This window comes from Mycobacterium paragordonae (genome assembly GCF_003614435.1).
GTDB lineage: Bacteria > Actinomycetota > Actinomycetes > Mycobacteriales > Mycobacteriaceae > Mycobacterium > Mycobacterium paragordonae.
In genome coordinates this window covers 2,249,175-2,275,416 of sequence record NZ_CP025546.1, presented here as the reverse complement: position 1 = coordinate 2,275,416, position 26,242 = coordinate 2,249,175, and the positions used below count along the sequence as shown (strand labels likewise).

Sequence of the window (26,242 nt, the reverse complement as noted above, 5' to 3'; positions counted from 1 at the left end):
CGAACTGCGACAGATGGTTATTCATAGCGCGTTCACATCGGGCCTCACGGCGAAAGAGGAACCATGCAGCTGATAGCACCGGCCGATTCCATGTTCCTGGTCGGCGAATCCCGCGAACACCCGATGCACGTCGGTGCGCTCCAGCTCTTCCAGCCACCGGACGGTGCCGACGAGGATTTCGTGACCGAGGCCTACGAGTCGATGCTGCGGTGTACTGACGTCCAGCCCACCTTCAGCAAGCACCCGGCGTTTTTCGGTCCGGTCACCAACCTCGCGTGGTCGCATCAGCGCGAGGTCGAACTCGACTACCACTTCCGGCGCTCCGCGCTGCCGCGCCCGGGCCGGGTGCGTGAGCTGCTCGAGTTGGCCTCCCGTCTGCACGGCAGCCTGCTCGATCGCCACCGGCCCCTGTGGGAAGCGCACCTGGTGGAGGGTCTCAACGACGGGCGCTACGCGGTGTACACCAAGTTCCACCACTCGCTGATGGACGGCGTGTCCGCACTTCGGTTGATGCAGCGCGCCTTCACGGACAATCCCGATGACGACGAGGTGCGGGTGCCGTGGGAGCTGAAGCCCCGCCACCGCCCAAGCGGCCAGAAGTCGTCGCCGCTGGACACGCTGACCGACACCGTGCGCTCCACGGCCGCCCTGGCGCCGTCGACCTTGTCACTGGCTCGCGCGGCGCTGCTGGAACAGCAACTGACCTTCCCGTTCCGGGCGCCCAAGACGATGTTCAACGTCCGAATCGGCGGTGCCCGTCGCATCGCCGCCCAGTCGTGGCCACTGGAGCGCATCCATGCGGTCAAGTCCGCCGCCAACGCGTCCTTCAACGACGTCGTGCTGGCCATGTCGGCCGGCGCACTTCGGACCTACCTGATCGAACAGAACGCCCTGCCGGACAGCCCGCTGATCGCGATGGTGCCGGTGAGCCTACGCAAGGAAGGCGAAGCCGAGAGTGGCGGGAACGCGGTGGGCACCGTGCTGTGCAACCTGAACACCGACGTCGAGGATGCGGGCAAGCGCATCCAGGGCATCAGCGCATCGATGAGCGAGCAGAAGGAGGTGTTCAACCAACTGCCCAAGGTTCAGCAACTCGCGCTGTCCGCGTTCATGACCGGCGGACTTTTCCTCGGACTGATTCCCGGGTTCATCCGGACCGCGCCGCCACCGTTCAATATCGTGATCTCCAACGTGCCCGGCTCCAAAGAGCCGTTGTACTGGCGGGGGGCAAAGATGGTCGGCAACTACCCGCTGTCGATTACCTTGGACGGTCAGGCGATGAACATCACGGTGACCAACAACGCCGAGAATCTCGACTTCGGACTGGTCGGGGCCAGAGGCAGTGTGCCGCATCTGCAGCGCATGCTGAGTCACCTGGAGACATCTCTGAAAGATCTCGAACGCGCCGTCGGCGTGTGAGGCCGCGCGCGGCCCCGCTACTCTACGGCGATAGCAGCGCCGAAAGGAGGAAGCGACGTGGCCGACGAGCCCAACGCCGCGAGTGCAGCACCCGGTGCACTCACGGCTGACCCGGCAACGGTTTTCGCCGCACTTGCCGAGATCATCTACCAGGGTTCTGATGTGACCCAGATGTACGCCGCGATCTGTGTGGCGGCCACCCTGGTGGTGCCGGGCTGCGACCACGCGAGTCTGCTGGTCAAGCGCGACGATCGCTATGTGACGGTGGGCGCCAGTTCGCGGCTGGCGCACCGCGTCGACGACCTGGAACGCCGCTCCGGCGACGGCCCCTGCATCGATGCGATCGAAGAGGAAACGCCGCAGGTGGAACCCGACCTCACCAAGCCCAACCAGTGGCCGCACTTCGCCGCCCGGCTGGTCGAGGAGACGCCGGTGCGTGGCGCCATGGGGTTTCGGCTGCTGATCGACAAGCGCAAGGGCGCCGCACTGAACCTGTTCAGCGAAACGCCCAACGTCTTCGACTCGGAGGCGGCCGGGCGCGCCGCGGTGCTGGCGTCCTTCGCCAGCGTCGCCATCAACGCCATCGCCCACGGCGAGGACGCCACCAGCCTGCGCCGCGGGCTGCTGAGCAACCGGGAGATCGGCAAGGCCGTCGGCATGCTGATGATGCTGCACGACATGAACGAGGACGACGCCTTCGATCTGCTGCGCCGCCACTCCCAAGGCCTCAACATCAAGCTCGCCGACGTGGCCCGCAAGGTCATCGAGTCCCGCGGCAACCTTCCGGACTCGGAGGAGAGCTCCTAAGCCGTCATTCGGGCAGCCGCAGTTCGGGCTTCTCGACCTCTTCGATGTTGACGTCTTTGAACGTGACCACCCGCACCTGCTTGACGAAGCGGGCCGGCCGGTACATGTCCCACACCCACGCGTCGGCCAGCCGCAGTTCGAAATACACCTCGCCGTCGGCGTTGCGCGGCACCATCTCCACGCTGTTGGCGAGATAGAAGCGGCGCTCGGTCTCCACGACATAGCTGAACTGACCGACGATGTCCTTGTATTCGCGGTACAGCGAGAGCTCCATCTCGGTTTCGTACTTCTCGAGATCCTCAGCACTCATCAGTTCAGACGTCCTTCTCCCGGAGCTGCTGCCCCATCTTCTCTCAACGGAAATCGTCGCCATCAAGGGGTGCCCCGGGAGGGCCCAGCGGATCCGGCGGGCATTCGGCCACGAACTCGACTGTGCCGCCCGTCGCCACCCGCCGCACGTTGATGAACGAATAGCGATGGTGCGGGCACGGACCCAGCTGAGCCAGCGCGCGGCTGTGCGCGGGAGTGCTGTAGCCCTTGTGGTCGGCGAAGCCGTAGCCGGGGTGTTCGGCGTCCATGGCGACCATCAGCCTGTCCCGGCTGACTTTCGCCAGCACGCTGGCCGCGGCGATACAGGCGGCCGCCGCGTCACCGCCGATCACCGGCAGCGAAGGGACCGACAGGCCGGGCACCCGGAAGCCGTCGCTCAGCACGTATCCCGGCCGCAGCGACAGGCCGGCCACCGCGCGCCGCATGCCTTCAATGTTGGCCACGTGCACGCCGCGGCGGTCCACCTCGGTCGACGGGATGATCACCACGTGATAGGCCAGCGCGTAACGGCGGATCAGCGGGAACAGCCGCTCCCGGGCCTTCTCGGTGAGCTTCTTCGAATCATCAAGAGCGGCAAGGCTTTCCAAGCGTCCCGGACCGAGCACACACGCGGCCACGACCAGCGGCCCGGCGCAGGCTCCGCGACCCACCTCGTCCACCCCGGCGACCGGGCCCAGACCGCTGCGGTACAGCGCCGATTCCAGCGTGCGCAGACCGGACGACTTGCGAATCACCGTGCGCGGTGGCCAGGTCGTGGCCATGGTTACTGACCCTGCTGAGGGTCGATCGAACCCACACCACCCCATCGCTTCGGCGGCCACACGATGAACCTGGCCTTGCCGATGACGTTGTCGACCGGGACGGTGCCCGCCATCGGGTCACCCGTGCACTGCATCGGGCAGTGAGCGCGCGAATCTGCGGAGTGGGTGCGGTTGTCGCCCATCACCCACAACCGTCCCTGCGGCACCGTGACAGGCCCGAACTCACTGCCCAGGCACGGATAGACCGACGGATCGGCCATCATCGTGGACGGGTCCAGGTACGGCTCCTTCACCGGCTTGCCGTTGACCGTCAGGCCGGTGTCCGCGCGACACTGCACCGTCTGCCCGCCGACCGCGATCACCCGCTTGACCAAGTCGTTCTCGTCGGGTGGCACAAAACCGATGAACGACAGCGCGTTCTGGGCCCACCGCAGCAGGGTGTTGGGCGACCGGATCGACTTGTAGCCCACATTCCACGACGGCGGTCCCTTGAAGACGATGACGTCACCCGGTTTCGGCGAGCTGAACCGGTAGGTGATCTTGTCGACCATGATGCGGTCGCCGACACACGTGGAGCAGCCATGCAGCGTGGGCTCCATCGATTCGGACGGGATCAGGTACGGACGCGCGACGAACGTCAGCATCACGTAGTAGAGAACGATCGCGACGACGGCGAGCGTGGTGAGCTCCCGAAGGGTCGACCGCTTCTCCGGCTTTTCCTTCTTCGGCTTTGCCTTGGGGTCCGACTTCGCCTCGGGGTCCGGGACAGCCTCGGCCTTCGGGTCGGTCTCCGGCTTGCCGGCATTCGGCGTGCCGGTGTCCGGCCGGCGCTCCGAGGGCAGGTCCTCCGGAGAAGAATCCTCAGTGTCAGTCACGGGATTAGCGTAGCCAGCACGGGAGGTACGGTTGTGGACGCCGGGTCGCGTCCGCGGTCAGCGCTTTTCCTTGATCTTGGCCTTCTTGCCGCGGAGCTCGCGCAGGTAGTACAGCTTGGCGCGACGGACGTCGCCACGGGTCACCACCTCGATGTGGTCGATGTTCGGCGAGTGGACCGGGAAGGTCCGCTCGACGCCGACGCCATAGCTCTCCTTGCGCACGGTGAACGTCTCGCGGATGCCGCCACCCTGCCGACGGATCACCACGCCCTTGAAGACCTGGATGCGCTCTTTGGCGCCCTCGATCACCTTGACGTGCACGTTGATGGTGTCGCCCGGGTTGAACGCGGGGATGTCGTCGCGCAGCGACGCCTGGTCGACGAAGTCCAGCCTGTTCATTGGAAAGACACTTCCTCGGGGTCGCGGCTTCGCTGACCGCCCGCACGCAGGCGTGCGACGGTCACCAAGCCGATGGTTAGGGCTTCTTGGGTGTACCCCTCAGCAGGCGGTAGGCACCCGGCCCGCCGACAACCGCTGAAAGACAACTGGCCAATTGTGCCAGACGGGGCGCATGCAGTGAAAATCACAGGAAACTGTAGTGGTTCGCGCCCGCCCTAAACCGCCTGCAAGTGGTACATATAGCTGGGGTCAGACCGCGCGGATCCGAACCCTCCCCACGGACCCGTTCAGGCGGATAACCGGGGCCGACGGCTCGGAATTGCGCACGGCCCGCCCCGACGGATGCCTTGAAGATGCCTTGAAGACGCCCGAGTATGCCCAAGGAGTTGCAATGCGAGCCCGGCCGCTGACGTTGCTTTCCGCCGTAGCGGCGGCGGCGTTGGTGGTGGTCGCCGGTTGCGAGGCGACGGTCCACGCCAAGGCGTTCAACTCCACAACCGATCCGGCCACGACCCAGCAGCAGGGGCAGCCCCAGCAGCAACTGGTCGAACTGCTCCTGCGGGCCATCACCCCGACCGCACAGCCGATGGCGCTGCCGACCACCCTGGCGTCGGGTGGTCTCACCGGCGTTCAGGCCCGCATCCAGCAGGCCACCGACCAGGCCGCGGCGAGCGGCGCCACCCTCTCGGTGGCCATCCTCGACCGCGCCACCCACCAGCTGGTCTCCAACGGCAACAGCCAGATCATCGCCACGGCGTCGGTGGCGAAACTGTTCATCGCCGACGACCTGCTGCTGCGCGAGGCTGAAGGCAGGTCCGTGCTCTCCCCCGAGGACCGCCAGTCACTGGACGTGATGTTGCAGTCCTCCGACGACGGCGCGGCGGAGCGTTTCTGGGGCGCGGACGGCGGCGACTCCATCATCACCCAGGTGGCCAGCCGGTACGGCCTGACATCGACGGCGCCGCCTAGCGACGGGCGGTGGTGGAACACCATCAGTTCGGCGCCCGACCTGATCCGCTACTACGAGATGCTGCTCGACGGCTCGGGCGGACTGCCCATGGAGCGCGCCCGGCTCATCTTCAGCGACCTGGCCAAGTCGACCCCGACGGGCATCGACGGTTACCCCCAGCGGTTCGGCATCCCCGACGGGCTGTACGCGGAGCCCGTCGCGGTCAAGCAGGGCTGGATGTGTTGCATCGGCGCCGACTGGATGCACCTGTCGACCGGTGTGATCGGCAAGGACCGCCGCTACATCATGGTGATCGAGTCGCTGCAGCCCTCCGACGACGCGACCGCGCGCGAGACGATCACCCAGGCCGTCAAGACGATATTCCCCAACGGCCGCATCTAGTTTCGGCGCGAGTAGCCGGGAACTCAGTCCAGCAGTTCGGGCCGGCGGTCACGGGTGCGCTGCATAGACACCTCGCGGCGCCAAGCCGCGATCCGCGCATGGTCACCCGACAACAGAATCTCCGGGACGTCCAGGCCGCGCCAGCTCGGCGGGCGGGTGTAGCTGGGCCCCTCGAGCAGCCGGTCCAACGCCGGCGAGTGCGAATCATGTTGAGCCGATGCGGGATTGCCCAGCACTCCGGTCATCAGTCGCAGCACGGCCTCGATCATCACCAGTGCCGCCGACTCGCCGCCCGGCAACACGTAGTCACCGATCGACACCTCTTCGACGCGCATCCGGCGCGCGGAGTCCTCCACGACGCGCTGATCAATGCCCTCGTAGCGGCCGCAGGCGAACACCAGGTGCCGCTCGGAGCTCCAACGCTGCGCGGTGGCCTGGTTGAACAGCACGCCGGCCGGGCTGGGCACCACCAAAACCGTTTCTTCGGAGCATATTTCGTCCAGCGCCTCACCCCACACCGGCGCCTTCATGACCATGCCCGGTCCCCCGCCGTAGGGCGAGTCGTCCACCGAGTGGTGCACGTCGTGGGTCCACCGGCGCAGATCGTGCACCTGCAGGTCGACGAGACCCGATGCAATAGCCTTGCCCGGCAATGATTCTCGCAACGGCTGCAGATACGCCGGGAAGATCGTGACGACGTCGATTCTCATCCCAGATCCAACAGGCCGTCCGGCGGTTCGATCTCGAGCGTGCCGTCGTCCAGCGACACCGAGGTGACGATCGCGCTCACGAACGGCACCAGCACTTCACCGGATTCGCTTCTGACCGAAAGCAATTCGCCGCCGCTAGTGTGCAGGACTTCGGCTACGACGCCGATCTCCTGACCCGCTTTGGTGCGGACGCGCAGTCCTTCCAGCTGGTGGTCGTAGTAGGTGTCCGGCTCGTCGATCGGTGGCAGCTCTTCGGAATCGATGACGAACAGGCTGCCCCGCATCGCATCGGCGCCATCCCGGTCGTCGACGCCGGCCAGCCGCACCAGCAGCCGGGCGCCGTGCGGACGCGCGCTTTCGACGACGTAGCTCCGGACCGGACCCGGGTTGCGGGGTTTCTTGGCGCGCAACGTGGCGCCCGGTGCGAACCGGACGTCGGGATCGTCGGTGCGGACGTCGACGACGAGTTCGCCGGAGATGCCGTGCGCCTTCGCCACGCGCCCGACGATCAGCTCCATGTGAGCGCTGCTACTGGTCGGTGTCCACCACGTCGACGCGGATCCCGCGGCCACCGATACCGGCGACCAGCGTGCGCAGCGCGGTAGCGGTGCGCCCGCCCCGACCGATGACCTTGCCCAGGTCGTCAGGATGGACGTGGACCTCGACTGTGCGTCCACGACGGCTGGTCACCAGATCCACCCGGACATCGTCGGGGTTGTCGACGATGCCACGGACCAGGTGCTCGACGGCGTCGACCACGACGGTGCTCATGGCGCCGATCAGCTCTCGGTCTCGGCGGCGGCCTCGACAGCGGCCGGCTCGGCAGCGGACTCGGCCGGCTCGGCAGCGGTCTCAGCGGCCTCAGTCGACTCCTCGCCCTTGGCGGCCTTCTTCGGCGCGGACTTCTTCTTCGGCTTGGTGGCCTCGGTGGTGGGTCCGCCGTCGGCGGCTGCCAGCGCGGCGTTGAACAGCTCGAGCTTGCTGGGCTTGGCCGGCTTGACCTTCAGACGGCCCTCGGCGCCGGGCAGCCCCTTGAACTTCTGCCAGTCACCGGTGATCTTCAGCAGCTTGAGGACGGGTTCGGTGGGCTGGGCGCCGACACCGAGCCAGTACTGCGCGCGCTCGGAGTCGATCTCGATCAGGCTCGGCTCTTCCTTCGGGTGGTAGCGGCCGATGACCTCGATGGAGCGACCGTCGCGGCGGGTGCGCGCGTCGGCGACCGCGATGCGGTACTGGGGGTTGCGGATCTTGCCAAGCCGGGTGAGTTTGATCTTCACAGCCATGGTTAAAGCGACTCTCCTGTGGTGTCACGCTGCAATTCAGCGACCAGGGCGGGATGCCAGGGTCCGGTTTTGCCTCGCGTGTGTGACCACCCGGCGATCGTGATCGTGGGGCGGACAGCGGCCAATTGTGCCAGAACCGGGTCCCCCGGCGTTAATTGCCGTGGCGGTCTTGCTCCTGTCGCCCAGATTGCCGTCATGGTCGTGTTCGGCGCCGCGTCGCGACCCTCACGGCAATCTCGGCGGCCGGCGGCGCGGCGGCCAGCGGCGCGGCGACCGGTGCCAGGGCTACATGACCTTCTGGAACGTTTTGGTCTCCACGCGGCGGGTCATCCGCCACCCCTCGGACGTCCGCGCGAACTCGTCGTCGTACCAGAGCCCGCAGAACAGGATCTGGTCCTTCTCGCCGCCGAGCACCATCGGGTTGAAGCAGATCACCCGCGACGATGCCGTGTCGCCGTCAATGCGGACCGAGAAGTTGCCCAGCATGTGCGAATAGACCGGGAAGTTCGGCAGCACCTCCGACAACCACTTCTTGACCTCGGGGTACTCCCCGGCGATCCCTCCCAGGGCGGTGTAGTCGATGTACGCATCCGGGGTGAACACCTTGTCCAGATCGTCGAATCGGCGCTGGTCAATCGCCGTCGAATAGTCGACGAGAAGCTGCTGGATCTCGAGACGGTCGGATATCTCTTCCAGGCTCAACATGTCTCGATTCAACACCGCGGTCACGGACGATAAAATCTGCGTCCATGCGAAAGCTCATGACCGCGGCCGTCGCGCTGCTCACGGCCACGTTGCTGGGCGCCATTCCCGTCTCCCACGCCGACACCGACGTCCAGCAGGCAGCGGGCTCGGTGCCCATTCCGGACGGACCCGCGCAGACCTGGATCGTCGCCGACATGGACAGCGGCCAGGTGCTGGCCGGCCGCGAGCAGAACATCGCCCACCCGCCGGCGAGCACGATCAAGGTGCTGCTGGCGCTGGTGGTGCTCGATGAGGTGCCGCTGAACTCCACGGTCGTCGCAGACCTCACCGACACCGCGGTCGAGTGCAACTGCGCCGGGGTGAAAGTCGGCCACAGCTACACCGCGCGCCAACTGCTCGACGGCCTGTTGCTGGTGTCGGGCAACGACGCCGCCAACACACTCGCCGACATGCTGGGCGGCCAGCAGGTCGCGGTGGCCAAGATGAACGCCAAAGCCGCGTCGCTGGGGGCGTCGAACACCCACGCGGCGACGCCGTCCGGCCTGGACGGACCCGATGACTCCGGCTGGTCGACGGCACACGACCTCGCGGTGATCTTCCGCGCCGCCATGGCCAACCCGACGTTCGCCAATATCACCGCCGAGCCGTCAGCGATGTTTCCCGGCGAGAACGGCGACCAACCGATCGTGAACCAGGATGAGCTGCTGGCGCGCTATCCGGGTGCCCTCGGTGGCAAGACCGGGTTCACCAACGCCGCGCGCAAGACGTTCGTCGGAGCGGCTGCACGCGGCGGCCGCCGGTTGGTGATCGCCATGATGTACGGGCTGGTCAAAGAGGGCGGACCAACCTACTGGGATCAGGCGGCCAGCTTGTTCGACTGGGGCTTCGCGCTCGGCCCGCAAGCGGGTATCGGCTCGTTGTAACAGCGGGGCACGCTCCGGTCACAGCAAAGCATCGCACGGCATTTTTCTGCGTGTCCGCATCTGGCGCGAGGGTAATCTGGCCGGTCTTATGGTTGACACCTTGACGCCACATTTTGACGATGTGCAAGCGCACTACGACTTGTCTGACGAGTTCTTCCGGCTATTTCTGGACCCGACTCAGACGTACAGCTGTGCGTTCTTCGAGCGCGATGAGATGACGCTCGAACAGGCGCAGATCGGCAAGATCGACCTGTCCCTCGGCAAACTAGGCCTGCAGCCCGGGATGACGCTTCTGGACGTGGGCTGCGGCTGGGGTGCGACGCTGCGGCGGGCCATCGAACAGCACGACGTGAACGTGGTCGGCCTGACTTTGTCGAAGAATCAGGCCGCCCACGTACAGCAGTCGTTCGACCAGCTGGACAGCCCGCGCACCCGGCGCGTGCTGCTACAGGGCTGGGAGCAGTTCGACGAACCCGTCGACCGCATCGTGTCGATCGGCGCCTTCGAGCACTTCGGTCACGACCGGCACGCCGACTTCTTCGCGAAGGCTTACCGGATCCTGCCGGCCGACGGCGTGATGATGCTGCACACGATCACCGGCTTCACCAAGCAGCAGATGACCGACCGGGGCCTACCCCTCACCCTGCGAGTGATCCGGTTCTTCCACTTCATCAAGACTCAGATCTTCCCGGGCGGCGCTCCGCCGATCGTCGAGATGGTCGAAGAGCATTCGGCCGGTGCGGGTTTCACGCTGACCCGGAATCAGTCACTGCAGCCGCACTATGCCAGGACTCTGGACCTGTGGGCCGAAGCCCCTGCGGCACATAAGGATCAGGCCATCGACGTCCAGTCCGAAGAGATGTACGACCGCTATATGCACTACCTGACCGGCTGCGCGACTCTCTTCCGGGACGGCTACATCGACGTCAATCAATTCACCTTGCAGAAGTAGGACTCAGGACTCAGGACTCAGGCGGCCCCGGCCACGCCGTCCTGAGCAGCGCGCTCAGCACCGCAATCCTGCGTTCCGCGATCTCGGGCTGCGGCAGCACACCCTCCACCACGGCGGCGCCGTCGAAGACGTTGGTCAGCAGCGCCACCAACACCGGAAACGTGTCGTCGGGGAAACCGTCGGCACCGGGCATCGACCGTGCCGCGTCGTAGATCTTCGCCGAGTACTGCCCCAACTCGTGTTGCAAAGTGGCCCTGAGCTTTTCGTCGGTCCGTGCCGCGATCAGCAGTTCGTAGAGCACCGCATTCGTCGAGCCGCTGGTGATGTCGCGCAGAATGGCCAGTGCGGCCTCCAGCGCCGGCCGGTCGGCCGGTATCTCCGCGACCTGCTTGGTGAACGTTTCCAACTGGCGTCGCAGCACCTCCGACGCCGTGGCCGCCATGAAGTCGCCCATGGTTTCGAAATGGCGGAACAGGGCGCCCACCGATACTCCGGCCCGGTTGGTGATCAGGGCGGCCGAGGCGCGGGCATATCCGACCTCGACGATGGTGTCGATACAGGCCTGCAGGAGCCGGCCGACGGTCTCTTCCCGCCGTTGCTGCTGAGTCCTGGCCATCTCAGACGGATCCGCTCAACACTGCCGACCGCCGCTCACCCGCACGCAGGTAGCGACCCGACTTCACGGTTTGACCGAAGCCGTCGCGGAACTCCCCGTTGCGGAAGACGACGGCACCGCCCACGCCGGTGGCGATCACGGTCGCATCGTTGCGGTTGACCATGCGCCGCAGGCCGCCGTAGAAGGGCACCGCCTCCTCGTTGTAGGAGTCCACCGAGCTGTCCAGATGAACGGGGTCGATCACCACGAAGTCGGCGCGGTCACCCTCGCGCAGGGTGCCGGCGTTGATTCCGAACCATTCGGCCACCTCAGCGGTCAGACGGTAGATCGCTCGCTCGGGGGTCAGGAACGGCCGCCCGGACTGCTGCGCGTCGCGTACCCGCTTGAGCAGGCGCAGCGGGAAGTTGTAGAAGGCCATGTTGCGCAGGTGCGCTCCGGCGTCGGAAAAGCCCATGTGAATGCTCGGGTCGGCCGCCAGCTTGTCGAGTTGCTTGGGGCGATGGTTGGCGACGGTGGTGGTCCACCGCACGTTGCGTTCGCCGTTTTCGACGAGAATGTCGAGGAAGGCGTCCAGCGGATGCAGTCCCCGCTCGTCAGCGATGGCGCCAAAACTCTTGCCGATCAACGACTTATCGGGGCACTCCACGATCACCGCATCGTGGAAGTCGCGGTGCCACAGCGACGGTCCGAGCTTGCGGCGGTCGAACTGCCGCCGGAACCGCCGACGGTACTCCTCATCGGCCAGCAACTCGTTGCGCTGCAATTGATCCCGCAGGTGCAGGGCGGCCGTTCCGGCGCCGAATTCTTCGAAGACCGGCAGATCGATTCCGTCGGAATACAATTCGAACGGTACCGGCAGGTGCTGGAAGCGCACGCTGGCGCCGAGCAGTTTGTTGAGGAGCCGGGTACCCCGGCCGAACAGGTGCACCGCCAGCGGCATCGACTTGGCGTCCGCCGACACCAGCATGCTCATCCGGACTCCCTTGTTCCGGTTGAGAAGTCGGCTGCTGGTGAGGAAGAACATGAACGGGGACACCGAGCTGTTGACGTTGGGAGCGCTCTGCAGGATGCGGCCCCGTTTGCGGAGCACCTTGATCAGCCGGCGGCGCTCGCGCCACGTCGCGAAGGTGGAAGGCAAAGCGCGCGAACGGAACCGGTCGCCGTCCAATTTGTCGATCGGTGCGTCCATCCCGGACATGCCGAGCATGCCGGCGTCCAGCGCCTCGTCGAGCAGCCGGGCCATCTTCTCCAGCTCGGCATCGGTGGGCCGTACGGTTTCGTCGGTGGCGCGCTCGAGGCCCAGCACCGAGGTTCGTAGGTCCGAGTGGCCGAGCATCGAGCTCACATTGGGTCCCAGCGGGAGGGCGTCGAGCGCGGCGATGTATTCCGCCGGCGTCGACCAGGTCTTGTTGTCCTGCAGTGTGGTCAGGACGAAGTCGCGCGGCACCGCCTCGACGCGACTGAATAGGTCGGCGGCGTCTTCGGAGTCGGCGTAGACCGTCGACAGCGAGCAGTTGCCCAGCAGCAGCGTGGTGATGCCATGCCGTACCGACTCCCGCAGGCCCGGGTCGAGCAGGATCTCGGCGTCGTAGTGGGTGTGGACGTCGATGAAGCCCGGGGCGATCCACTTCCCCGCCGCGTCGATCACCTCGGGGCAACCGGTCGCGTCCAGCGGGCCCGCCGAGACCGTGGCTACCACGCCGTCGCGGATGCCCAACGTCCGAATCTGGGGCTTGGCGCCCGTCCCGTCGAACCACAGGCCGTCGCGGACGATCACGTCGTAAGTCACTGTTCCTCCAAGTCGAATGGGCTTGACTCGAAGCTAACATAGATAGTGAACGCTCGCAATCTTTTCTCGACGGTTGGTCACCCACCCGGTCCGGAGGGCCTTGACGTGGGCGTTTGGGTGGTGACCGTCGTTCCGGGCGTCGCCGTCGGGGTGATCGTCACGGGGTCAGGCACGTTCACAGCGGGCGGGATGTCGCTTTCGCGGCTGGCCACAGTGGGAATGCGGATGAGTCCGCCCAGCTGACTGCATTCATTGGTCTTGACGGTGACGGCCAACTCCCCGGCGAGCTCGCGCGGGGACTGCGGCTGCAGCGTGAGCACCTGAATGGTGGTCTGGGTACTCGCCTGACCGTTTGGGCCGACGCACGGGAACTTGGTGGTCTCCGCCCGGGATCGCCACTGCCCGTCGATGAACTCCAGCAAGAGCGGGTGCACGTCCGGCGACTTCTCCCGGGAATGGTCGCTGTCGTTGAGCAGCGTTGCCGCTGCCAGGCACCGGGTGGGCGTGCAGGACGAGCGGATCGCCCACCACGTCTCGACGTCCGGCGGCTGCGGGGTGGGCGTGGTGTCGAAGGTCTGCCGGGAGCGTTGCACCTCGATCCGGTAAGTGCCGTCCAGCGGGAGCGGGGCGGCCGCCGGGGTGCTGCCGGTCGTGGTGCTCGAGGGGGCAGCCACCGGGCGGCCGGCCTGCGGGGTCGGAGCGCTGGTCCTGCGTCCGATCGCAATGCCGGCTGCCAACAAGCCCACCAGCAAAAGCACCGCGACGGCACCCAGCAGCATCCGGCGCGGACCGAACCGCCTCGATTCTCCGCTACCGGTGGAGAACGCCTCCAGGCGCCGGGCCATCGAACCCGCCGCCGATCGCAGCAATCCTCGCGGGCGGTCCGGCGGTCGGCCGGGTGCGTGGCCAGGTGCGTGGCCGGGAGCGCTGCCCGCCGCCGGTTCCGGAACGGGCTGTTGGGAGGCCACTTCCGGCCAGGCGTAGACCGGATAGTCGACGACATATGCGGGCTCGACCGCCGGTAGCGCGACGGGTTCCTCGGGCGACTCGCGGTCGACGATCCCGGCTCGTTCCGCGAGCGCCGCGGCGAACTCGCGGCAACTGCCGAATCGGTCGGCCGGGTCGGCGGCCAGCGCTCTACCGAACACCTCGTCGAATCGGGCCAGGTCCGGGCGCAGCTCGCTGAGCCGCGGCGGGCTTCCCGGGGTCGGCGGCGCCCCGGTGAACAGGTGCATCGCGGTGGCGGCCAGCGCGTATTGGTCGGTGCGAGCGTCAATGGCCGCGCCGGTCGATTCCTCCGGGGCGGCATATCCGGCCTCGCCCGCCGGACGCTGTAATCCGAAGTCCGACACCATTATTCGTGGTTCGCCGGCACCCGGGGTGGTCACCAACAGGTTGCCCGGCCGCACGTCGCGGTGTAGCACGCCGCGCTGGTGGGCAAAGTCAAGACCGGCGGCCGCCCCAGTGATGATCGCGACCACCTCGCCGACCGGCAGCACCGCGGGAAAGCGGTCGGCCATCAACTGGGCCGCGTCGGTGCCGTCGACGTAATCCATTGCGACCCAGAGCTGTCCGTCGAACTCGCCGCGCTCGTGCACCTCGACGATGTTGAGGTGATAGAGGTTCGCCACGCTGATGTTCTCGCGATGAAAACGGGCCCGAAATTCGTCGTCGGCCGTCAGCGAGAGCACCTTCAGCGCCCGCCAGCCCGGCAGATCCGGCCGCTGGGCAAGGTAGATCTCGCCCGTCGCCGACGATCTCAACATGCGTACGACGGTGTAACCGGCGTAACTTGCGCCGCTGGCCAACGCCATTCAGCGATGGTAACCATCTCGGTACGGCCGGGCGCGGCTGCGCCCGGCTAACACTGGGCGAAATCTAGGATCGTCCGGGTCGGAATACCTTGCCACGCAGGATCACCAGGTCAGGCCGGTTCAGCACGCCGGGGCCGCGGCGGGGATCCTCGACGTAGCACAGCAGGTCGGCCGAAGCGCCGTGGTCCAGACCCGGCCGGCCCAGCCAGCCGCGGGCATCCCAGCACGCCGCCCCCAACGCCTCCTCGGCGGTCATGCCGATCCGGCGCAGCGCATCGACCTCGTCGGCGATGCGGCCGTGTCGGATGGTGCCGCCCGCGTCGCTGCCGGCGTACACGGGCACGCCGGCGTCGCGCGCCGCGGCCACCCGCGCATACCCGCGGGCGTAGAGGTCGCGCATGTGCGCGGCGTACTTCGGGTAGCGGACGGCGGCGTCGGCGATGCCCGGAAAGTTCTCCAGGTTGATCAGCGTCGGCACCAGGGCGGTGCCGTGTTCGACCATCAGCCCGATCGTCTCGTCGGTGAGGCCGGTCCCGTGTTCGATGCAGTCGATCCCGGCCTTGATCAAGCCGGGCAACGCATCCTCGCCGAAGACGTGTGCGGTGACGCGCGCCCCGTGCGAGTGTGCGGTGTCGATCGCGGCTTTGAGGACGTCGTCGGACCACAGCGGCGCCAGGTCGCCGATCCCCCGGTCGATCCAGTCGCCGACCAGCTTGATCCAACCGTCTCCACGTCGGGCCTGCTCCGCGACGGCGTCGGGCAGCTGCGATTCGTCCTCCATGTCGGCGGCCAGACCGGGGATGTAGCGCTTGGGTCTGGCCAGATGCCGTCCGGCCCGGATGATGCGGGGCAGGTCGTCGTGGTCGTCGAGGCTGCGAGTGTCGATCGGCGAGCCGCAGTCGCGCAGCAACAGCGCGCCCACATCGCGTTCGACCTCGGCCTGGGCGATCGCTTCGTCGAGCTCGACGGCGCCGTGTTCGCCGAGCCCCACGTGGCAGTGCGCGTCCACCAGCCCCGGCAGGATCCAGCCCCCGTCGAACACGGTGTCGGCGCCGGAGACCGGCTCGGAACTGATGCGACCGTCGGCGATCCACAGTTCGGTGGCGACGTCGCCGGGCAGACCCAGCCCCCGCACGTGCAGTCGCACAGCGTGGCTATTTCTGGCCGGGGAACTTCAGCTTGGACAGGTCGAAGTCGGCCAGCCCCGGCGGCAGCTCGTTGAGGCCTTCGGGCATCTGCGACAGGTCGGGGAACCCGGCGGGCATGCCGGGCATGCCCGCGCCGAACGGGCTGCGCGTCTTCGGCGGCGTCGGTCCGCGTCCGCCCTTCTTGCCCTTCTTGCCTTTGGCGCTCTTGGATTTACGTGTCGCGGACTTGCGGCCCAACCCGGGGATGCCCATGCCGCCGAGCATCGAGGACATCATCTTGCGGGCTTCGAAGAAGCGGTCCACCAGCTGATTTACCTCGGAGACGCTGACGCCGGAGCCGTTGGCGATGCGCAGCCGCCGCGAGGCGTTGATGATCTTCGGGTCGGCCCGCTCCTGCGGCGTCATGCCGCGGATGATGGCCTGGATCCGGTCGAGGCTCTTGTCGTCGACCTCGGCCAGTGCGTCTTTCATCTGGGCCCCGCCGGGCAGCATGCCGAGCAGGTTGCCGATCGGGCCCATCTTGCGCACGGCCAGCATCTGCTCGAGGAAGTCCTCCAGCGTCAGCTCACCGGCGCCGATCTTGGCGGCGGCGGCCTCGGCCTGCTGGGCATCGAAGACCTGCTCGGCCTGTTCGATCAGGCTCAGCACGTCGCCCATGCCCAGGATGCGGCTGGCCATCCGGTCCGGGTGGAAGACGTCGAAGTCCTCGAATTTCTCGCCGGTGGAGGCGAAAAGGATTGGCACGCCGGTCACTTCGCGGACCGAGAGGGCCGCGCCACCACGGGCGTCGCCGTCCAGCTTGGTCAGCACGACGCCGGTGAACCCCACGCCGTCGCCGAACGCCTGGGCGGTGGCGACCGCGTCCTGACCGATCATCGCGTCCAGGACGAAAAGCACCTCGTCGGGATTGACGGCATCGCGGATGGCGGCCGCCTGGGCCATCAACTCTTCGTCGATGCCGAGACGTCCGGCGGTGTCGACGATGACGAAGTCGAAGTGCTTGGTCCTGGCTTCGGCGATGCCTGCCGCGGCGACGGCGACCGGGTCGCCCGGGCCGGACTCTGGTGACGCGCCGGGGTGCGGCGCGAACACCGGTACCCCGGCCCGCTGGCCGACGACCTGGAGCTGGTTGACGGCGGCGGGGCGCTGTAGGTCGCAGGCCACCAATAACGGGGTGTGGCCCTGGTTCTTCAACCGGAAAGCCAGCTTGCCGGCCAGCGTCGTCTTACCGGAACCCTGCAGACCCGCGAGCATGATCACCGTCGGCGGGTTCTTGGCGTAGGCGATCTCGCGGGTCTCGCCGCCGAGGATGCCGATCAGTTCCTCGTTGACGATCTTGACGACCTGCTGTGCCGGGTTGAGGGCGCCGGAGACTTCGTGGCCGCGGGCGCGTTCCTTAATCCGGTGGACGAATGCCCGGACTACGGGCAGCGACACGTCGGCTTCCAGCAGCGCGAGCCGGATTTCGCGGGTGGTGGCCTCGATATCGGCGTCAGTCAGGCGGCCCTTGCCGCGCAGCCCTGCGAGGGCACCGGTCAAGCGATCGGACAGCGATTCAAACACGACAGCCAGCCTAGTGGTCGGGGCGCGGACCGGCGCATCCCGTCGGCCCGCGACACTGCAACCAGGCAGACGACACGCCGATGGAGGCCGCCGCGGTGTCAGTTTCGGCGGAGCCACCTTGAAGGCGCTGATTTCCCTTTCATTTGAGGTTGGCAAGCGTTAGTTTTGCCGCGTGGTCACTGTGCTCGCGGACGTGGCTCCTGCGCCATCGGCATCTTCTCCGGTGCTGCTGGTTGTCGTCCTGTTTCTGATCGTGGTGGTGGCGGCCTCCGTGGCTATCGTCATCTGGCTGCGCCGCTCGCGGCGACAGAAGCCGCCCCCACAGTGGGGTCCGCCCCCACCCGGGGCCCCGCCGCAGTGGCCGCAACAGCCTCCGCCGCAACAGCCGCCACCGCCCCAGTGGTCGCCCCCGCCGGGCCCGCCTACCGGTTGAGGATCAGCCCGGTGAGCAGCGACGAGGCGTTGGCGCCCACGCTCAGCAGCGCCAGCGTCGCCAGGTCACGCCGAACGGCGACCGCCAGCACAGCCGCCTCGGCGAGCGTCACCGCGACCTCCGTCAGCAGCAACGGCAGCATCGTCGCGTGCGATGACAGCACCCACCACGCCACCGGATGGGTGACCGCGTTGACACCGATCGCCAGCATCAGCGCTGACCACCACCGCAATCCGACGATGCCCACCAGACCGCCCACGTACCACAGGCTTTCCACCGCGATCGTGACAGCGAAGGCGGTCAGTTGGGACACGCGATGACTCTACGGGCGATCTGGCTGTTCGCCGGGGCTGCCGCGGTGGCTCTGGCCGTCGCGGTCCGGGCGCCGCTGGCCACCACCGTGCTGGGCCTGATGGCTTTCGGGGTCCTGCACAATGTCCTGGAATTGCGCTATGTCACTGGACGTTTCGCGCAGGTGCTGTCCGGCCGGCTGCTGCTCTGGCTGCTCGGGTTGATCACCGTGATCGTGCTGTGCCGGCTGGCCGGCATGGTCGTCGGCGAGCCGGCCCGGCTGGCGGAGATCGTGGTCGGCTACGCGGTGCTCGGCGCGGCCTGTGTGGTGGGTTTACGAGGGCCGTCGCTGATCGCGGCGGCGGTAGTGCTGGCGATCGCCACGACCGCCTCGCTGAGTTGGCCCGCTTACCACTTCGTCGTGCTGACCCACCTGCACAATGTGGTGCCGCTGTTCTTCCTGTGGGAGTGGGCGGCCCGGTTGCCCACTCCGGCGCTGCGCCGGTGGTTCCGATCGGTGCAGATCGGGTGGGTGCTGATCGTTCCCGCGGTACTGCTGTCCGGCGTGCTCGACCATCGTTTCGGCGCGACGAGTTCGTCGGTGGCCGGGTTCGCCGGGAATCCCCGGACGATCGTCGCGGCCAGCGCCCCGCCCGCGACGGTGGCCACCGAGGTCGGGGTGCGACTGCTCGTCGTGTTCGCCTTCCTGCAGACGATGCACTACTTCGTCTGGGTGGGTTTCTTCCCCCGGTACGCGCCCGACGCGGCGCGGGCGTTCGAGGCCCGCGCTCCGTGGCTGACCGGCGCGCGGGCGTGGACGCTGGGCGCCGCCGTCGGGGTGGCCCTGGCGGTCGTGTTCGTCACCGACTACGCCTCCGGCAAGGCGGTGTATTCCGCGTTCGCCAGCTACCACGCGTACCTGGAGTTCCCGGTGGTGCTGGCCATGCTGCTCGGGCTGGGCGCCGCAACCGCACCGGACCGGAGTGACGCCGTGCACCAGGCGGTCGGAGCACGGTAGTGCTCGAAGTCATCGAGAAGGGCTCGCGCAGCGCGCAACCACTGCTCTTCGTCCACGGCGGCTGGCATGGTGCCTGGTGCTGGGAGAACTTCCTGGACTATTTCGCGGACGCCGGCTATCGCGCCGTGGCGGTGAGCTTGCGCGGCCACGGCGCCAGCCCCGGGCCCGCATCCCTGCGGTGGTGCGCCATGTCGGACTATCTACTTCGACCTGAAAAAGTCAGGGCGTGGCGGTGGCTGAATTGGGCTTTGTTTGACGAGATGATGGCCTCGAACCCTTGGGCTAGAAGGGATCGAGGCCATCGTGCTTAGAACTGTAAATGACCAGTTGTCGTTGTGGGATGCAATCCTGCCGCCGGAGCTGTTGGTGTTACCGAGGGAGTTGGGGCGGGTAGACGCGCTGCTAGATGATCCGGTGTTCTTCGCGCCGTTCACGCCGTACTTCGACACCCGTATCGGTCGTCCGTCGATTCCGATGGAGACCTATCTGCGGATGATGTTCTTGAAGTTCCGCTACCGGCTGGGCTTTGAGGCGTTGTGCCGTGAGGTCGGCGATTCGATTTCCTGGCAACGGTTTTGCCGGATTCCGTTCGGGACGCGTGTGCCGCACCCCACCACGCTGATGAAACTGACCACTCGGTGTGGGGACGCTGCAGTGGCCGGCCTCAATGAGGCCTTGTTGGCCAAGGCCGCCGACGCCAAACTGTTGCGCACTGACAAGGTGCGTGCTGACACCACCGTGGTTGAGGCCGCAGTGGCCTATCCGACCGACTCGGGGCTCCTGGCCAAGGCGGTGACCACGATCGCCCGCACCATCACCCGCATCCACAACGCTGGCGGGGCGGTGCGTACCCATGCCCGTGACCGCAGCCGCTCAGCGGGCCAGCGGGCCCGCTCGATCGCCTCCAAACTGCGGCTTCGCGGTGCGGTGGCCCGTGAGGAAGCTCAAGCCGTGGTCGCGCGGATCACCGGGGAGTTGGCCGGCATCGCCGAATCGGCGATGCGGGAAGCGGCCGCGGTGCGGCGCAATGCCCGCCGGGCTGTGCGCAACGCGACCGGGGTCCGCCGGGCTCGGCTATCTCGAGCGATCAACGACTTGGCCGCGATCATGGATAAGGCCCAACGCGTGGTCACCCAAGCCCGTAGCCGCCTGACCGGGGTGATGCCGGACTCGGCGAGCCGGCTGGTCAGTTTCCACGACCCCGATGCCCGCCCGATCCGCAAAGGACGACTGGGCAAGCCCGTGGAGTTCGGCTACAAAGCCCAGGTCGTCGATAACGCCGATGGAGTCATCCTCGACCACAGCGTCGAGATCGGAAACCCCGCCGATGCCCCGCAGTTGGCTCCAGCGATCGCCCGGATCACTCGCCGCGCCGGCCACGCCCCCAGGGCAGTTACCGCCGATCGCGGCTACGGATACGCCTCGGTCGAAAACGATCTGCACGAGCAAGGAGTCCGCCATGTCGCGATTCCGCGTGCCAGTAAACCGAGTGCCGCTCGCCGCGAGTTCGAACACCGAAAAGCGTTCCGCGCCAAAATCAAATGGCGAACCGGATGCGAAGGACGCATCAACCACCTCAAACGCAGCTACAGCTGGAACCGCACGGAATTGACCACCCTCACCGGAGCCAGGACCTGGTGCGGACACGGGGTGTTCGCCCACAACCTCGTCAAGATCAGCGCCCTGGCCTCATGACAACAAACTCCCGCCAGCACCGAGCACCCGCCGTCACTGCCACCGACGAAGCCGTCGCCATCAACCCTTTTTCAGGTCGAAGTATCTAGCCGACATCGCATCGGTGGTCGACACGCTGGGCGGCCAACCGGTGCTGATCGGACATTCCCTGGGCGGCTTCGCCGTGCAGAGATTCCTGGAAACCCGTCGAGCGCCCGCCGCGGTACTGGTGGGCTCGGTACCGCCGAAGGGCTTCTTCAAGCTCGCGATGCGCGTGTGGCGCCGGCACCCGCTGATCGCCCTGCGGGCCTTCGCCGGCGGCACCCTGCTGGAATTCGTCGACACGCCGGCGATGGCGCGCGACTACCTCTTCTGTGCGCAGACCCCCGATGACGTCGTCGAGGCATGCAGGTCGCAGGCCGGGCCCGAGAGCCTGCGTGCGGCGGCGCTGGATCCGATGATCCGGCGGGTCCGGACGGGACTGGTCACCACTCCGATGCTGGTGCTCGGCGCCGAGCATGACGGCTTCGTCAGCACCGCCGAGGTGCGGATGACGGCGGATGCCTATCGGACCGAACCCGAGTTCTTCGCGATGGGCCACAACATGATGCTCGAACCCGGATGGCCCGAAGTCGCCACGCGTATCCACGACTGGCTGCAGACCCGCGACCAGCTAATCTGAGCAGCCGGCCACGTCGTTGCAGCGCCGAAAAGCGTTGTCGTGCTAGATTTCACAGCCACTGCGCCATCTCGCGCGGCCGGGCTACCATGCCGAGTTCTACGGGGGGAATGTGTCGCTGCAGCCGGTCAGCCACTTCCCTGCCGACACCACCCGGTCGTTGCGTGGCTGGCAGCGTCGCGCCCTGGTGAAGTACCTGGGAACCGAGCCCCGCGACTTCCTGGCAGTCGCCACACCCGGCGCAGGCAAGACCGCGTTCGCCCTGCGGATCGCCGGCGAGCTGATCGCCCACCGGGCCGTCGAGCAGCTCACGGTCGTCGTACCCACTGAGCACCTCAAGATCCAGTGGGCGCAGGCCGCCGGGCGCCAGGGCCTGTCGCTGGACCCGAAGTTCTCCAACTCCAACCCGCAGACCTCGCCGGAGTACCACGGTGTGGTGGTCACCTACGCCCAGGTGGCCGCCCACCCGACGCTGCACCGGGTGCGTACCGAGCAACGCAAGACGCTGGTGATCTTCGACGAGATCCACCACGGGGGTGACGCCAAGACCTGGGGTGACGCGATCCGGGAGGCCTTCGGTGACGCCACCCGCCGGCTCGCCCTGACCGGGACGCCGTTCCGCAGCGACGACAGTCCGATCCCGTTCGTGGACTACGAACCCGACGCCGACGGCCTGATGCGGTCCCGGGCCGACCACACCTACGGCTACGCCGAGGCGCTGGCCGACGGCGTGGTGCGCCCGGTGGTGTTCATGGCGTACTCGGGGCAGGCCCGCTGGCGGGACAGCGCCGGCGAGGAGCACGAGGCGCGGTTGGGTGAGCCGCTGTCGGCGGAGCAGACCGCCCGGGCCTGGCGCACCGCCCTGGACCCGGCCGGCGAATGGATGCCGGCGGTGATCGCGGCGGCCGACCAGCGGCTGCGCCAGAAGCGTGAGCACGTGCCCGACGCGGGCGGAATGATCATCGCGTCGGACCGAACCGCGGCCCGCGCCTACGCGACGCTGCTCACCAAGCTGACCGGCGAGGCGCCCACGGTCGTCCTCTCCGACGACCCCGGCTCCTCGGCCCGCATCTCCGAGTTTTCGGCGAGCACCAGCCGGTGGCTGGTTGCCGTGCGGATGGTCTCCGAGGGGGTCGACGTGCCGCGGTTGTCGGTCGGCATCTACGCCACCAGTGCCTCGACGCCGCTGTTCTTCGCCCAGGCGATCGGGCGGTTCGTGCGGTCCCGCCGAGCCGGTGAGACGGCGAGCATCTTCCTGCCGTCGGTGCCCAATCTGCTGCAACTGGCCAGCGAACTGGAGGCACAGCGCAACCACGTCCTGGGCAAACCGCATCGCGAATCCGAGGGCGACCCGCTCGACGAGGACCCGGCCACCAAGACCCAGAACGAACCCGGCGAAGAGAAGGGCTTCACCTCGCTGGGCGCCGACGCCGAGCTGGATCAGGTGATCTTCGACGGCTCCTCGTTCGGCACCGCCACCCCCGCCGGGAGCGACGAGGAGGCCGACTACCTCGGCATCCCCGGCCTGCTCGACGCCGAACAGATGCGCGCCCTGCTGCATCGGCGCCAGGACGAGCAGCTGCAGAGGCGTGCCCAATCCGGCACGCCGGCAACGCCGATCACCACCCACGGTCAACTGCGGGACCTGCGCCGCGAACTCAACTCCCTGGTCTCGGTCGCCCATCACCGCACCGGCAAGCCGCACGGCTGGATCCACAACGAGCTGCGCCGCCGCTGCGGCGGGCCACCGATCGCCGCGGCGACGCGTGACCAGCTCAAGGCCCGCATCGACGCCGCCCGCCAGTTCAACGCCGAGCAGAGCTAGTTCGATGGCGGCGACCCACCATTAGTCCCCGACGGGTTCGTCCTCCAGCACCACAGCCGGCGCCCCCAACACGGCCAGCAGGTGCTTCTCCACCGCGGCCCGCGCATTGAGTTCCGGCGGCACCGCGACGCAGAACACGTCGGCCGCCGTCGACCCGAACGTGTTGACCTTGGCCCACAGAATGTCCGTCTCGGCGCGCTCCAGCGCTCGGGTCAACAACGCGAGCAGACCCACCCGGTCCATGGCGCGGACTTCCAGGATGAGCTGACCGGGCGTGTCGGTGTCCAGCCAGAGGATGCGCGGCGGTGCGGTGGACCGGGTGACCGGCACACCCACCTGGACCTCGCCGGCGCGGGCGGTAGCGGAAATGGCGGCCTCGCTGTCCCGCTTCTCGAGCGTGGCGCAGACGTCGATGTCGCCGTGCAGCGCCCCGACGAACTGCTGACGCAACAGGTCCGCTGCGGGCGGGGACCCGAACAGCGGGGACACCACGAATTCGGTGATCACCACTCCCTCGTGGATGTTCACCGAAGCGGAATGGACCCGCAGCGAGTTCAGCGCCAGCACGGCGGCGGCCTTGGACACCAGCCCCCGCTGATCCGGGGCCACCATCACCGCGCACAGCCGTTCGCCTTCGCCGCCTTTCAGCTCGACGTGCACGCCCTGCCGTGCCGCTAACGAAAGATAGTGCGGCGCAGTGGGTTCCGCTTGTGGCAGCGTCTCCCCCGCCATCGCCAGTCGGCAGCGCCGCACCAGGTCCTCGACCAGCGACGCCTTCCAGTCACTCCATACACCCGGGCCGGTGGCCTTGGAGTCAGCCTCCGACAGCGCATGCATCAGTTCGAGCAGCTGCGGATCACCACCCAGCGCCTCGGATACCGCCTCGATGGTTTTGGGGTCGTTCAGGTCGCTTCGGGTAGCCGTGATGGGCAACAGCAGGTGGTGACGGACCATTTTGGAGATCGTGTCGACGTCGGCGGGGGCCAACCCCAGTCGCTGCCCGATCGGAATCACCAGGTCGGCCCCCAGCACGCTGTGGTCCATCCCCCGGCCCTTGCCGATGTCGTGCAGCAGCGCGCCCAGGGCCAGCAGGTCCGGCCGTGCCACATTGGTGGTCAGCGGCGCTGCGTGCACGGCACACTCGACGACGTGCCGGTCCACCGTCCACTTGTGCGAGACATCGCGCGGCGGCAGGTCACGGATCGCGTCCCATTCGGGCAGCAACTGACCCCACAGTCCGGTGCGGTCCAGCGCCTCGATAGTGGTCACCGCGGTCGGGCCGGCCAGCAGCACCACCAACAGGTCGTCCAGAGCTTCACGCGGCCACGGCGTCGGCAGCGGCGGAGCGCTGTCCAACCGGCTCAAGGTGGCGGCGCCGATCGGGACGCCGGTGTCGGCGGCGGCAGCGGCCACCCGCAACACCAGGCCCGGGTCGCTCTCGGGGCGGGCATCGCGGGCCAGCACGATCTCACCGGCGTATTCGACGACGCCTTCGTCCAGCGGCCGCCGTTTGGGGCGTCGCATCAGGGCACTGATGCCGCGTTTGGGCAGTGCGTTTGCAGCGGTGCGCAGACCGGTGACGGCGTGGAAGCTGATGGTTCGCCCGGCGCTGGACAGCATGCGCGCCAGATCGAACCGGTCGCCGACGCCCAGCGCCTCGCTGATCTCGTCGGCGAACTGCGCCAGCAGCTGGTCACGGCCGCGGCGGGACACCACATGCAACTCGGTGCGCACGTCCAGCAACGTCAGATACGCGTCGTCCAGCGAACCGACCGCGGTGTCCGCACGGGACATGCCGTGCCGGTCGATGAGTTGCGCCAGGGCCAGCGCGTTGAGCAACTGCACGTCGCGCAGCCCGCCGCGGCCCGACTTCAGGTCGGGTTCGGCACGGTGGGCGATGCGCCCCAGGCGCAGCCACCGGGCGTGCGTCATCTCCACGAGTTCGTCCATGCGGGAACGGATTCCGCTACGCCACTGGCGTTTGATCCCGTCGATCAGTTCGGCCGAGAGGGCTTCAGTGCCCGCGATGTGCCGCGCTTCCAGCATGCCCAGGGCGGCGGTCAGGTCGGCATTGGCGGTGGCCAATGCCTCGCTCACCGTCCGCACGCTGTGGTCGAGCCGAATGTTGGCGTCCCACAAGGGATACCACAGCTTGTCGGCGATCGGCCCTAGCACTTCGGGTGGCTTGCCGTCATGCACCAGCACCAGGTCGAGGTCCGAGTACGGCAGCAACTCACGGCGGCCGAGGCCACCGACCGCCACGATCGCGAAACCGCTGTCGTCGGTGATGCCGATCTCGGAAGCCTTGGCCTGCAGCCAGTTTTCGTGCAACTCGAGCACCGCCTGCCGCATCTCGGCAGGTTTCATGCCGGTCAACCCGTCAGACAGCAGTTCGCGCCGCGCGGCAGCCAGATCGACTGCGGCAGCGGCGCTAACTGCTTGCGGTGCTTCTGTTTTCGAGGTTTCAGAAGGGTCCGGCCGGTTCGGCGTCACACCCGGCCGGCCCGTCTGTCCAGCTTCAGCAAGGTCGGACTACCTCACAGGGCGTCAGAACCGCGCTCACCGGTGCGCACCCGCACGATGGTGTCCACGGGGCTGACCCACACCTTGCCGTCGCCGATCTTGCCCGTCCGAGCCGCCCGGACGATGCTGTCCACGACCTTGTCGACGATGGAGTCGTCGACGACGACCTCGATCCGGACCTTGGGCACGAAGTCGACCGAGTACTCAGCGCCCCGGTAGACCTCGGTGTGGCCCTTCTGCCGCCCATAGCCCTGGATTTCGCTGACCGTCATGCCCAGGACACCGGCGTCCTCCAGGCTGGTCTTGACGTCGTCGAGGGTGAACGGCTTGACGATCGCGGTGATCAGCTTCATT

Annotated in this window: 26 protein-coding genes and 2 pseudogenes; 11 read left to right on the top strand and 17 right to left on the bottom strand. The window is 67.5% G+C overall.

Annotation, left to right across the window (positions count from 1 at the left end; all coding sequences use genetic code 11):
- Nucleotides 1-63 precede the first annotated feature (63 nt).
- Complete coding sequence (locus C0J29_RS10530; protein WP_065043781.1) at nt 64-1,419, top strand: WS/DGAT/MGAT family O-acyltransferase; 1,356 nt, start codon at nt 64-66, stop codon at nt 1,417-1,419.
- A 57-nt stretch (nt 1,420-1,476) separates the two neighbouring features.
- Nucleotides 1,477-2,226: a GAF and ANTAR domain-containing protein gene (locus tag C0J29_RS10525; protein ID WP_120792275.1), complete on the top strand. Its 750-nt coding sequence runs from the start codon at nt 1,477-1,479 to the stop codon at nt 2,224-2,226.
- A gap of 4 nt (nt 2,227-2,230) precedes the next feature.
- Here the strand turns inward: C0J29_RS10525 and C0J29_RS10520 are convergent, their stop codons facing one another.
- The 4 genes from C0J29_RS10520 to rplS are packed head-to-tail and all read right to left on the bottom strand — an operon-like array spanning nt 2,231 to nt 4,591.
- Nucleotides 2,231-2,536 carry a DUF2469 domain-containing protein gene (locus C0J29_RS10520; protein WP_012393608.1) on the bottom strand — a complete coding sequence of 102 codons (306 nt, stop codon included), beginning with the start codon at nt 2,534-2,536 and terminating at the stop codon, nt 2,231-2,233.
- A gap of 43 nt (nt 2,537-2,579) precedes the next feature.
- Nucleotides 2,580-3,317, bottom strand: a complete 738-nt coding sequence (locus C0J29_RS10515) for a ribonuclease HII (protein ID WP_120792274.1) — start codon at nt 3,315-3,317, stop codon at nt 2,580-2,582.
- A gap of 2 nt (nt 3,318-3,319) precedes the next feature.
- Complete coding sequence (gene lepB, locus C0J29_RS10510; protein ID WP_120792273.1) at nt 3,320-4,192, bottom strand: signal peptidase I; 873 nt, start codon at nt 4,190-4,192, stop codon at nt 3,320-3,322.
- A gap of 57 nt (nt 4,193-4,249) precedes the next feature.
- The gene (gene rplS, locus C0J29_RS10505) at nt 4,250-4,591 is read right to left on the bottom strand and encodes a 50S ribosomal protein L19 (RefSeq protein WP_044510756.1); all 342 of its coding nucleotides are present in this window, start codon (nt 4,589-4,591) and stop codon (nt 4,250-4,252) included.
- 391 nt (nt 4,592-4,982) lie between these two features.
- Here rplS and C0J29_RS10500 point away from each other — a divergent pair, with 391 nt between their 5' ends.
- Complete coding sequence (locus C0J29_RS10500) at nt 4,983-5,942, top strand: serine hydrolase (RefSeq protein WP_120792272.1); 960 nt, start codon at nt 4,983-4,985, stop codon at nt 5,940-5,942.
- 23 nt (nt 5,943-5,965) lie between these two features.
- Here the strand turns inward: C0J29_RS10500 and trmD are convergent, their stop codons facing one another.
- The 5 genes from trmD to C0J29_RS10475 form a co-directional block, all read right to left on the bottom strand.
- On the bottom strand, nt 5,966-6,652 hold the full coding sequence (gene trmD, locus C0J29_RS10495) for a tRNA (guanosine(37)-N1)-methyltransferase TrmD (protein ID WP_065165151.1): 687 nt from the start codon (nt 6,650-6,652) through the stop codon (nt 5,966-5,968).
- Nucleotides 6,649-7,170, bottom strand: coding sequence for a ribosome maturation factor RimM (gene rimM / locus C0J29_RS10490; protein WP_120792271.1), 522 nt, complete (start codon nt 7,168-7,170; stop codon nt 6,649-6,651). The genes trmD and rimM overlap by 4 nt, the downstream gene beginning before the upstream one ends.
- A gap of 10 nt (nt 7,171-7,180) precedes the next feature.
- Complete coding sequence (locus tag C0J29_RS10485; protein ID WP_036354608.1) at nt 7,181-7,423, bottom strand: RNA-binding protein; 243 nt, start codon at nt 7,421-7,423, stop codon at nt 7,181-7,183.
- Nucleotides 7,424-7,431: 8 nt separating this feature from the next.
- On the bottom strand, nt 7,432-7,935 hold the full coding sequence (gene rpsP, locus C0J29_RS10480) for a 30S ribosomal protein S16 (RefSeq protein WP_120792270.1): 504 nt from the start codon (nt 7,933-7,935) through the stop codon (nt 7,432-7,434).
- A gap of 285 nt (nt 7,936-8,220) precedes the next feature.
- Nucleotides 8,221-8,640 (bottom strand): nuclear transport factor 2 family protein, encoded by a 420-nt coding sequence (locus tag C0J29_RS10475; RefSeq protein ID WP_065165145.1) that lies wholly within the window; start codon nt 8,638-8,640, stop codon nt 8,221-8,223.
- Between the two features lie 44 nt (nt 8,641-8,684).
- Here C0J29_RS10475 and C0J29_RS10470 point away from each other — a divergent pair, with 44 nt between their 5' ends.
- Both C0J29_RS10470 and C0J29_RS10465 read left to right on the top strand, forming a co-directional pair.
- Nucleotides 8,685-9,563 (top strand): D-alanyl-D-alanine carboxypeptidase family protein, encoded by an 879-nt coding sequence (locus tag C0J29_RS10470; protein WP_065165143.1) that lies wholly within the window; start codon nt 8,685-8,687, stop codon nt 9,561-9,563.
- A gap of 88 nt (nt 9,564-9,651) precedes the next feature.
- Nucleotides 9,652-10,515, top strand: a complete 864-nt coding sequence (locus C0J29_RS10465; protein WP_120792268.1) for a cyclopropane mycolic acid synthase family methyltransferase — start codon at nt 9,652-9,654, stop codon at nt 10,513-10,515.
- Nucleotides 10,516-10,525: 10 nt separating this feature from the next.
- On the opposite strand, the gene C0J29_RS10460 is transcribed toward C0J29_RS10465, so the two are convergent.
- From C0J29_RS10460 to ffh, 5 genes are all read right to left on the bottom strand, one after another.
- Nucleotides 10,526-11,131, bottom strand: coding sequence for a TetR/AcrR family transcriptional regulator (locus C0J29_RS10460; protein ID WP_120792267.1), 606 nt, complete (start codon nt 11,129-11,131; stop codon nt 10,526-10,528).
- 1 nt (nt 11,132) lies between these two features.
- Nucleotides 11,133-12,938: an N-acyl-D-amino-acid deacylase family protein gene (locus C0J29_RS10455; protein WP_174814892.1), complete on the bottom strand. Its 1,806-nt coding sequence runs from the start codon at nt 12,936-12,938 to the stop codon at nt 11,133-11,135.
- 59 nt (nt 12,939-12,997) lie between these two features.
- On the bottom strand, nt 12,998-14,734 hold the full coding sequence (locus C0J29_RS10450) for a serine/threonine protein kinase (protein WP_120792265.1): 1,737 nt from the start codon (nt 14,732-14,734) through the stop codon (nt 12,998-13,000).
- Nucleotides 14,735-14,798: 64 nt separating this feature from the next.
- On the bottom strand, nt 14,799-15,881 hold the full coding sequence (locus C0J29_RS10445; RefSeq protein ID WP_120792264.1) for a metal-dependent hydrolase family protein: 1,083 nt from the start codon (nt 15,879-15,881) through the stop codon (nt 14,799-14,801).
- 7 nt (nt 15,882-15,888) lie between these two features.
- Nucleotides 15,889-17,445, bottom strand: a complete 1,557-nt coding sequence (ffh, locus tag C0J29_RS10440; RefSeq protein WP_065165134.1) for a signal recognition particle protein — start codon at nt 17,443-17,445, stop codon at nt 15,889-15,891.
- Between the two features lie 172 nt (nt 17,446-17,617).
- On the opposite strand from ffh, the gene C0J29_RS33335 reads away from it, so the two are divergent.
- On the top strand, nt 17,618-17,878 hold the full coding sequence (locus tag C0J29_RS33335; protein ID WP_082994409.1) for a hypothetical protein: 261 nt from the start codon (nt 17,618-17,620) through the stop codon (nt 17,876-17,878).
- Here C0J29_RS33335 and C0J29_RS10430 read toward each other — a convergent pair.
- Complete coding sequence (locus C0J29_RS10430; RefSeq protein ID WP_120792263.1) at nt 17,868-18,191, bottom strand: hypothetical protein; 324 nt, start codon at nt 18,189-18,191, stop codon at nt 17,868-17,870. The two genes, C0J29_RS33335 and C0J29_RS10430, sit on opposite strands and share 11 nt — an antisense overlap.
- 3 nt (nt 18,192-18,194) lie before the next feature.
- Here C0J29_RS10430 and C0J29_RS10425 point away from each other — a divergent pair, with 3 nt between their 5' ends.
- The 5 genes and pseudogenes from C0J29_RS10425 to C0J29_RS10405 all read left to right on the top strand — a co-directional run bounded on the left by C0J29_RS10425 (nt 18,195) and on the right by C0J29_RS10405 (nt 23,365).
- Nucleotides 18,195-19,187 carry a hypothetical protein gene (locus C0J29_RS10425; protein ID WP_174814835.1) on the top strand — a complete coding sequence of 331 codons (993 nt, stop codon included), beginning with the start codon at nt 18,195-18,197 and terminating at the stop codon, nt 19,185-19,187.
- A pseudogene (locus C0J29_RS10420) lies at nt 19,187-19,390 on the top strand (alpha/beta fold hydrolase); the annotation flags it as partial. The gene C0J29_RS10425 and the pseudogene C0J29_RS10420, both read left to right, overlap by 1 nt.
- A 100-nt stretch (nt 19,391-19,490) precedes the next feature.
- On the top strand, nt 19,491-20,882 hold the full coding sequence (locus tag C0J29_RS10415) for an ISNCY family transposase (RefSeq protein WP_425272101.1): 1,392 nt from the start codon (nt 19,491-19,493) through the stop codon (nt 20,880-20,882).
- Between the two features lie 40 nt (nt 20,883-20,922).
- Nucleotides 20,923-21,543: pseudogene (locus C0J29_RS10410) on the top strand (alpha/beta hydrolase); the annotation flags it as partial.
- A 115-nt stretch (nt 21,544-21,658) separates the two neighbouring features.
- Nucleotides 21,659-23,365, top strand: coding sequence for a DEAD/DEAH box helicase (locus C0J29_RS10405; protein ID WP_371872485.1), 1,707 nt, complete (start codon nt 21,659-21,661; stop codon nt 23,363-23,365).
- Nucleotides 23,366-23,386: 21 nt separating this feature from the next.
- On the opposite strand, the gene C0J29_RS10400 is transcribed toward C0J29_RS10405, so the two are convergent.
- Nucleotides 23,387-25,858, bottom strand: a complete 2,472-nt coding sequence (locus C0J29_RS10400) for a [protein-PII] uridylyltransferase (protein WP_120792260.1) — start codon at nt 25,856-25,858, stop codon at nt 23,387-23,389.
- A 44-nt stretch (nt 25,859-25,902) separates the two neighbouring features.
- On the bottom strand, nt 25,903-26,241 hold the full coding sequence (gene glnB, locus C0J29_RS10395) for a nitrogen regulatory protein P-II (protein WP_055577570.1): 339 nt from the start codon (nt 26,239-26,241) through the stop codon (nt 25,903-25,905).
- Between the last annotated feature and the right edge of the window lies 1 nt (nt 26,242).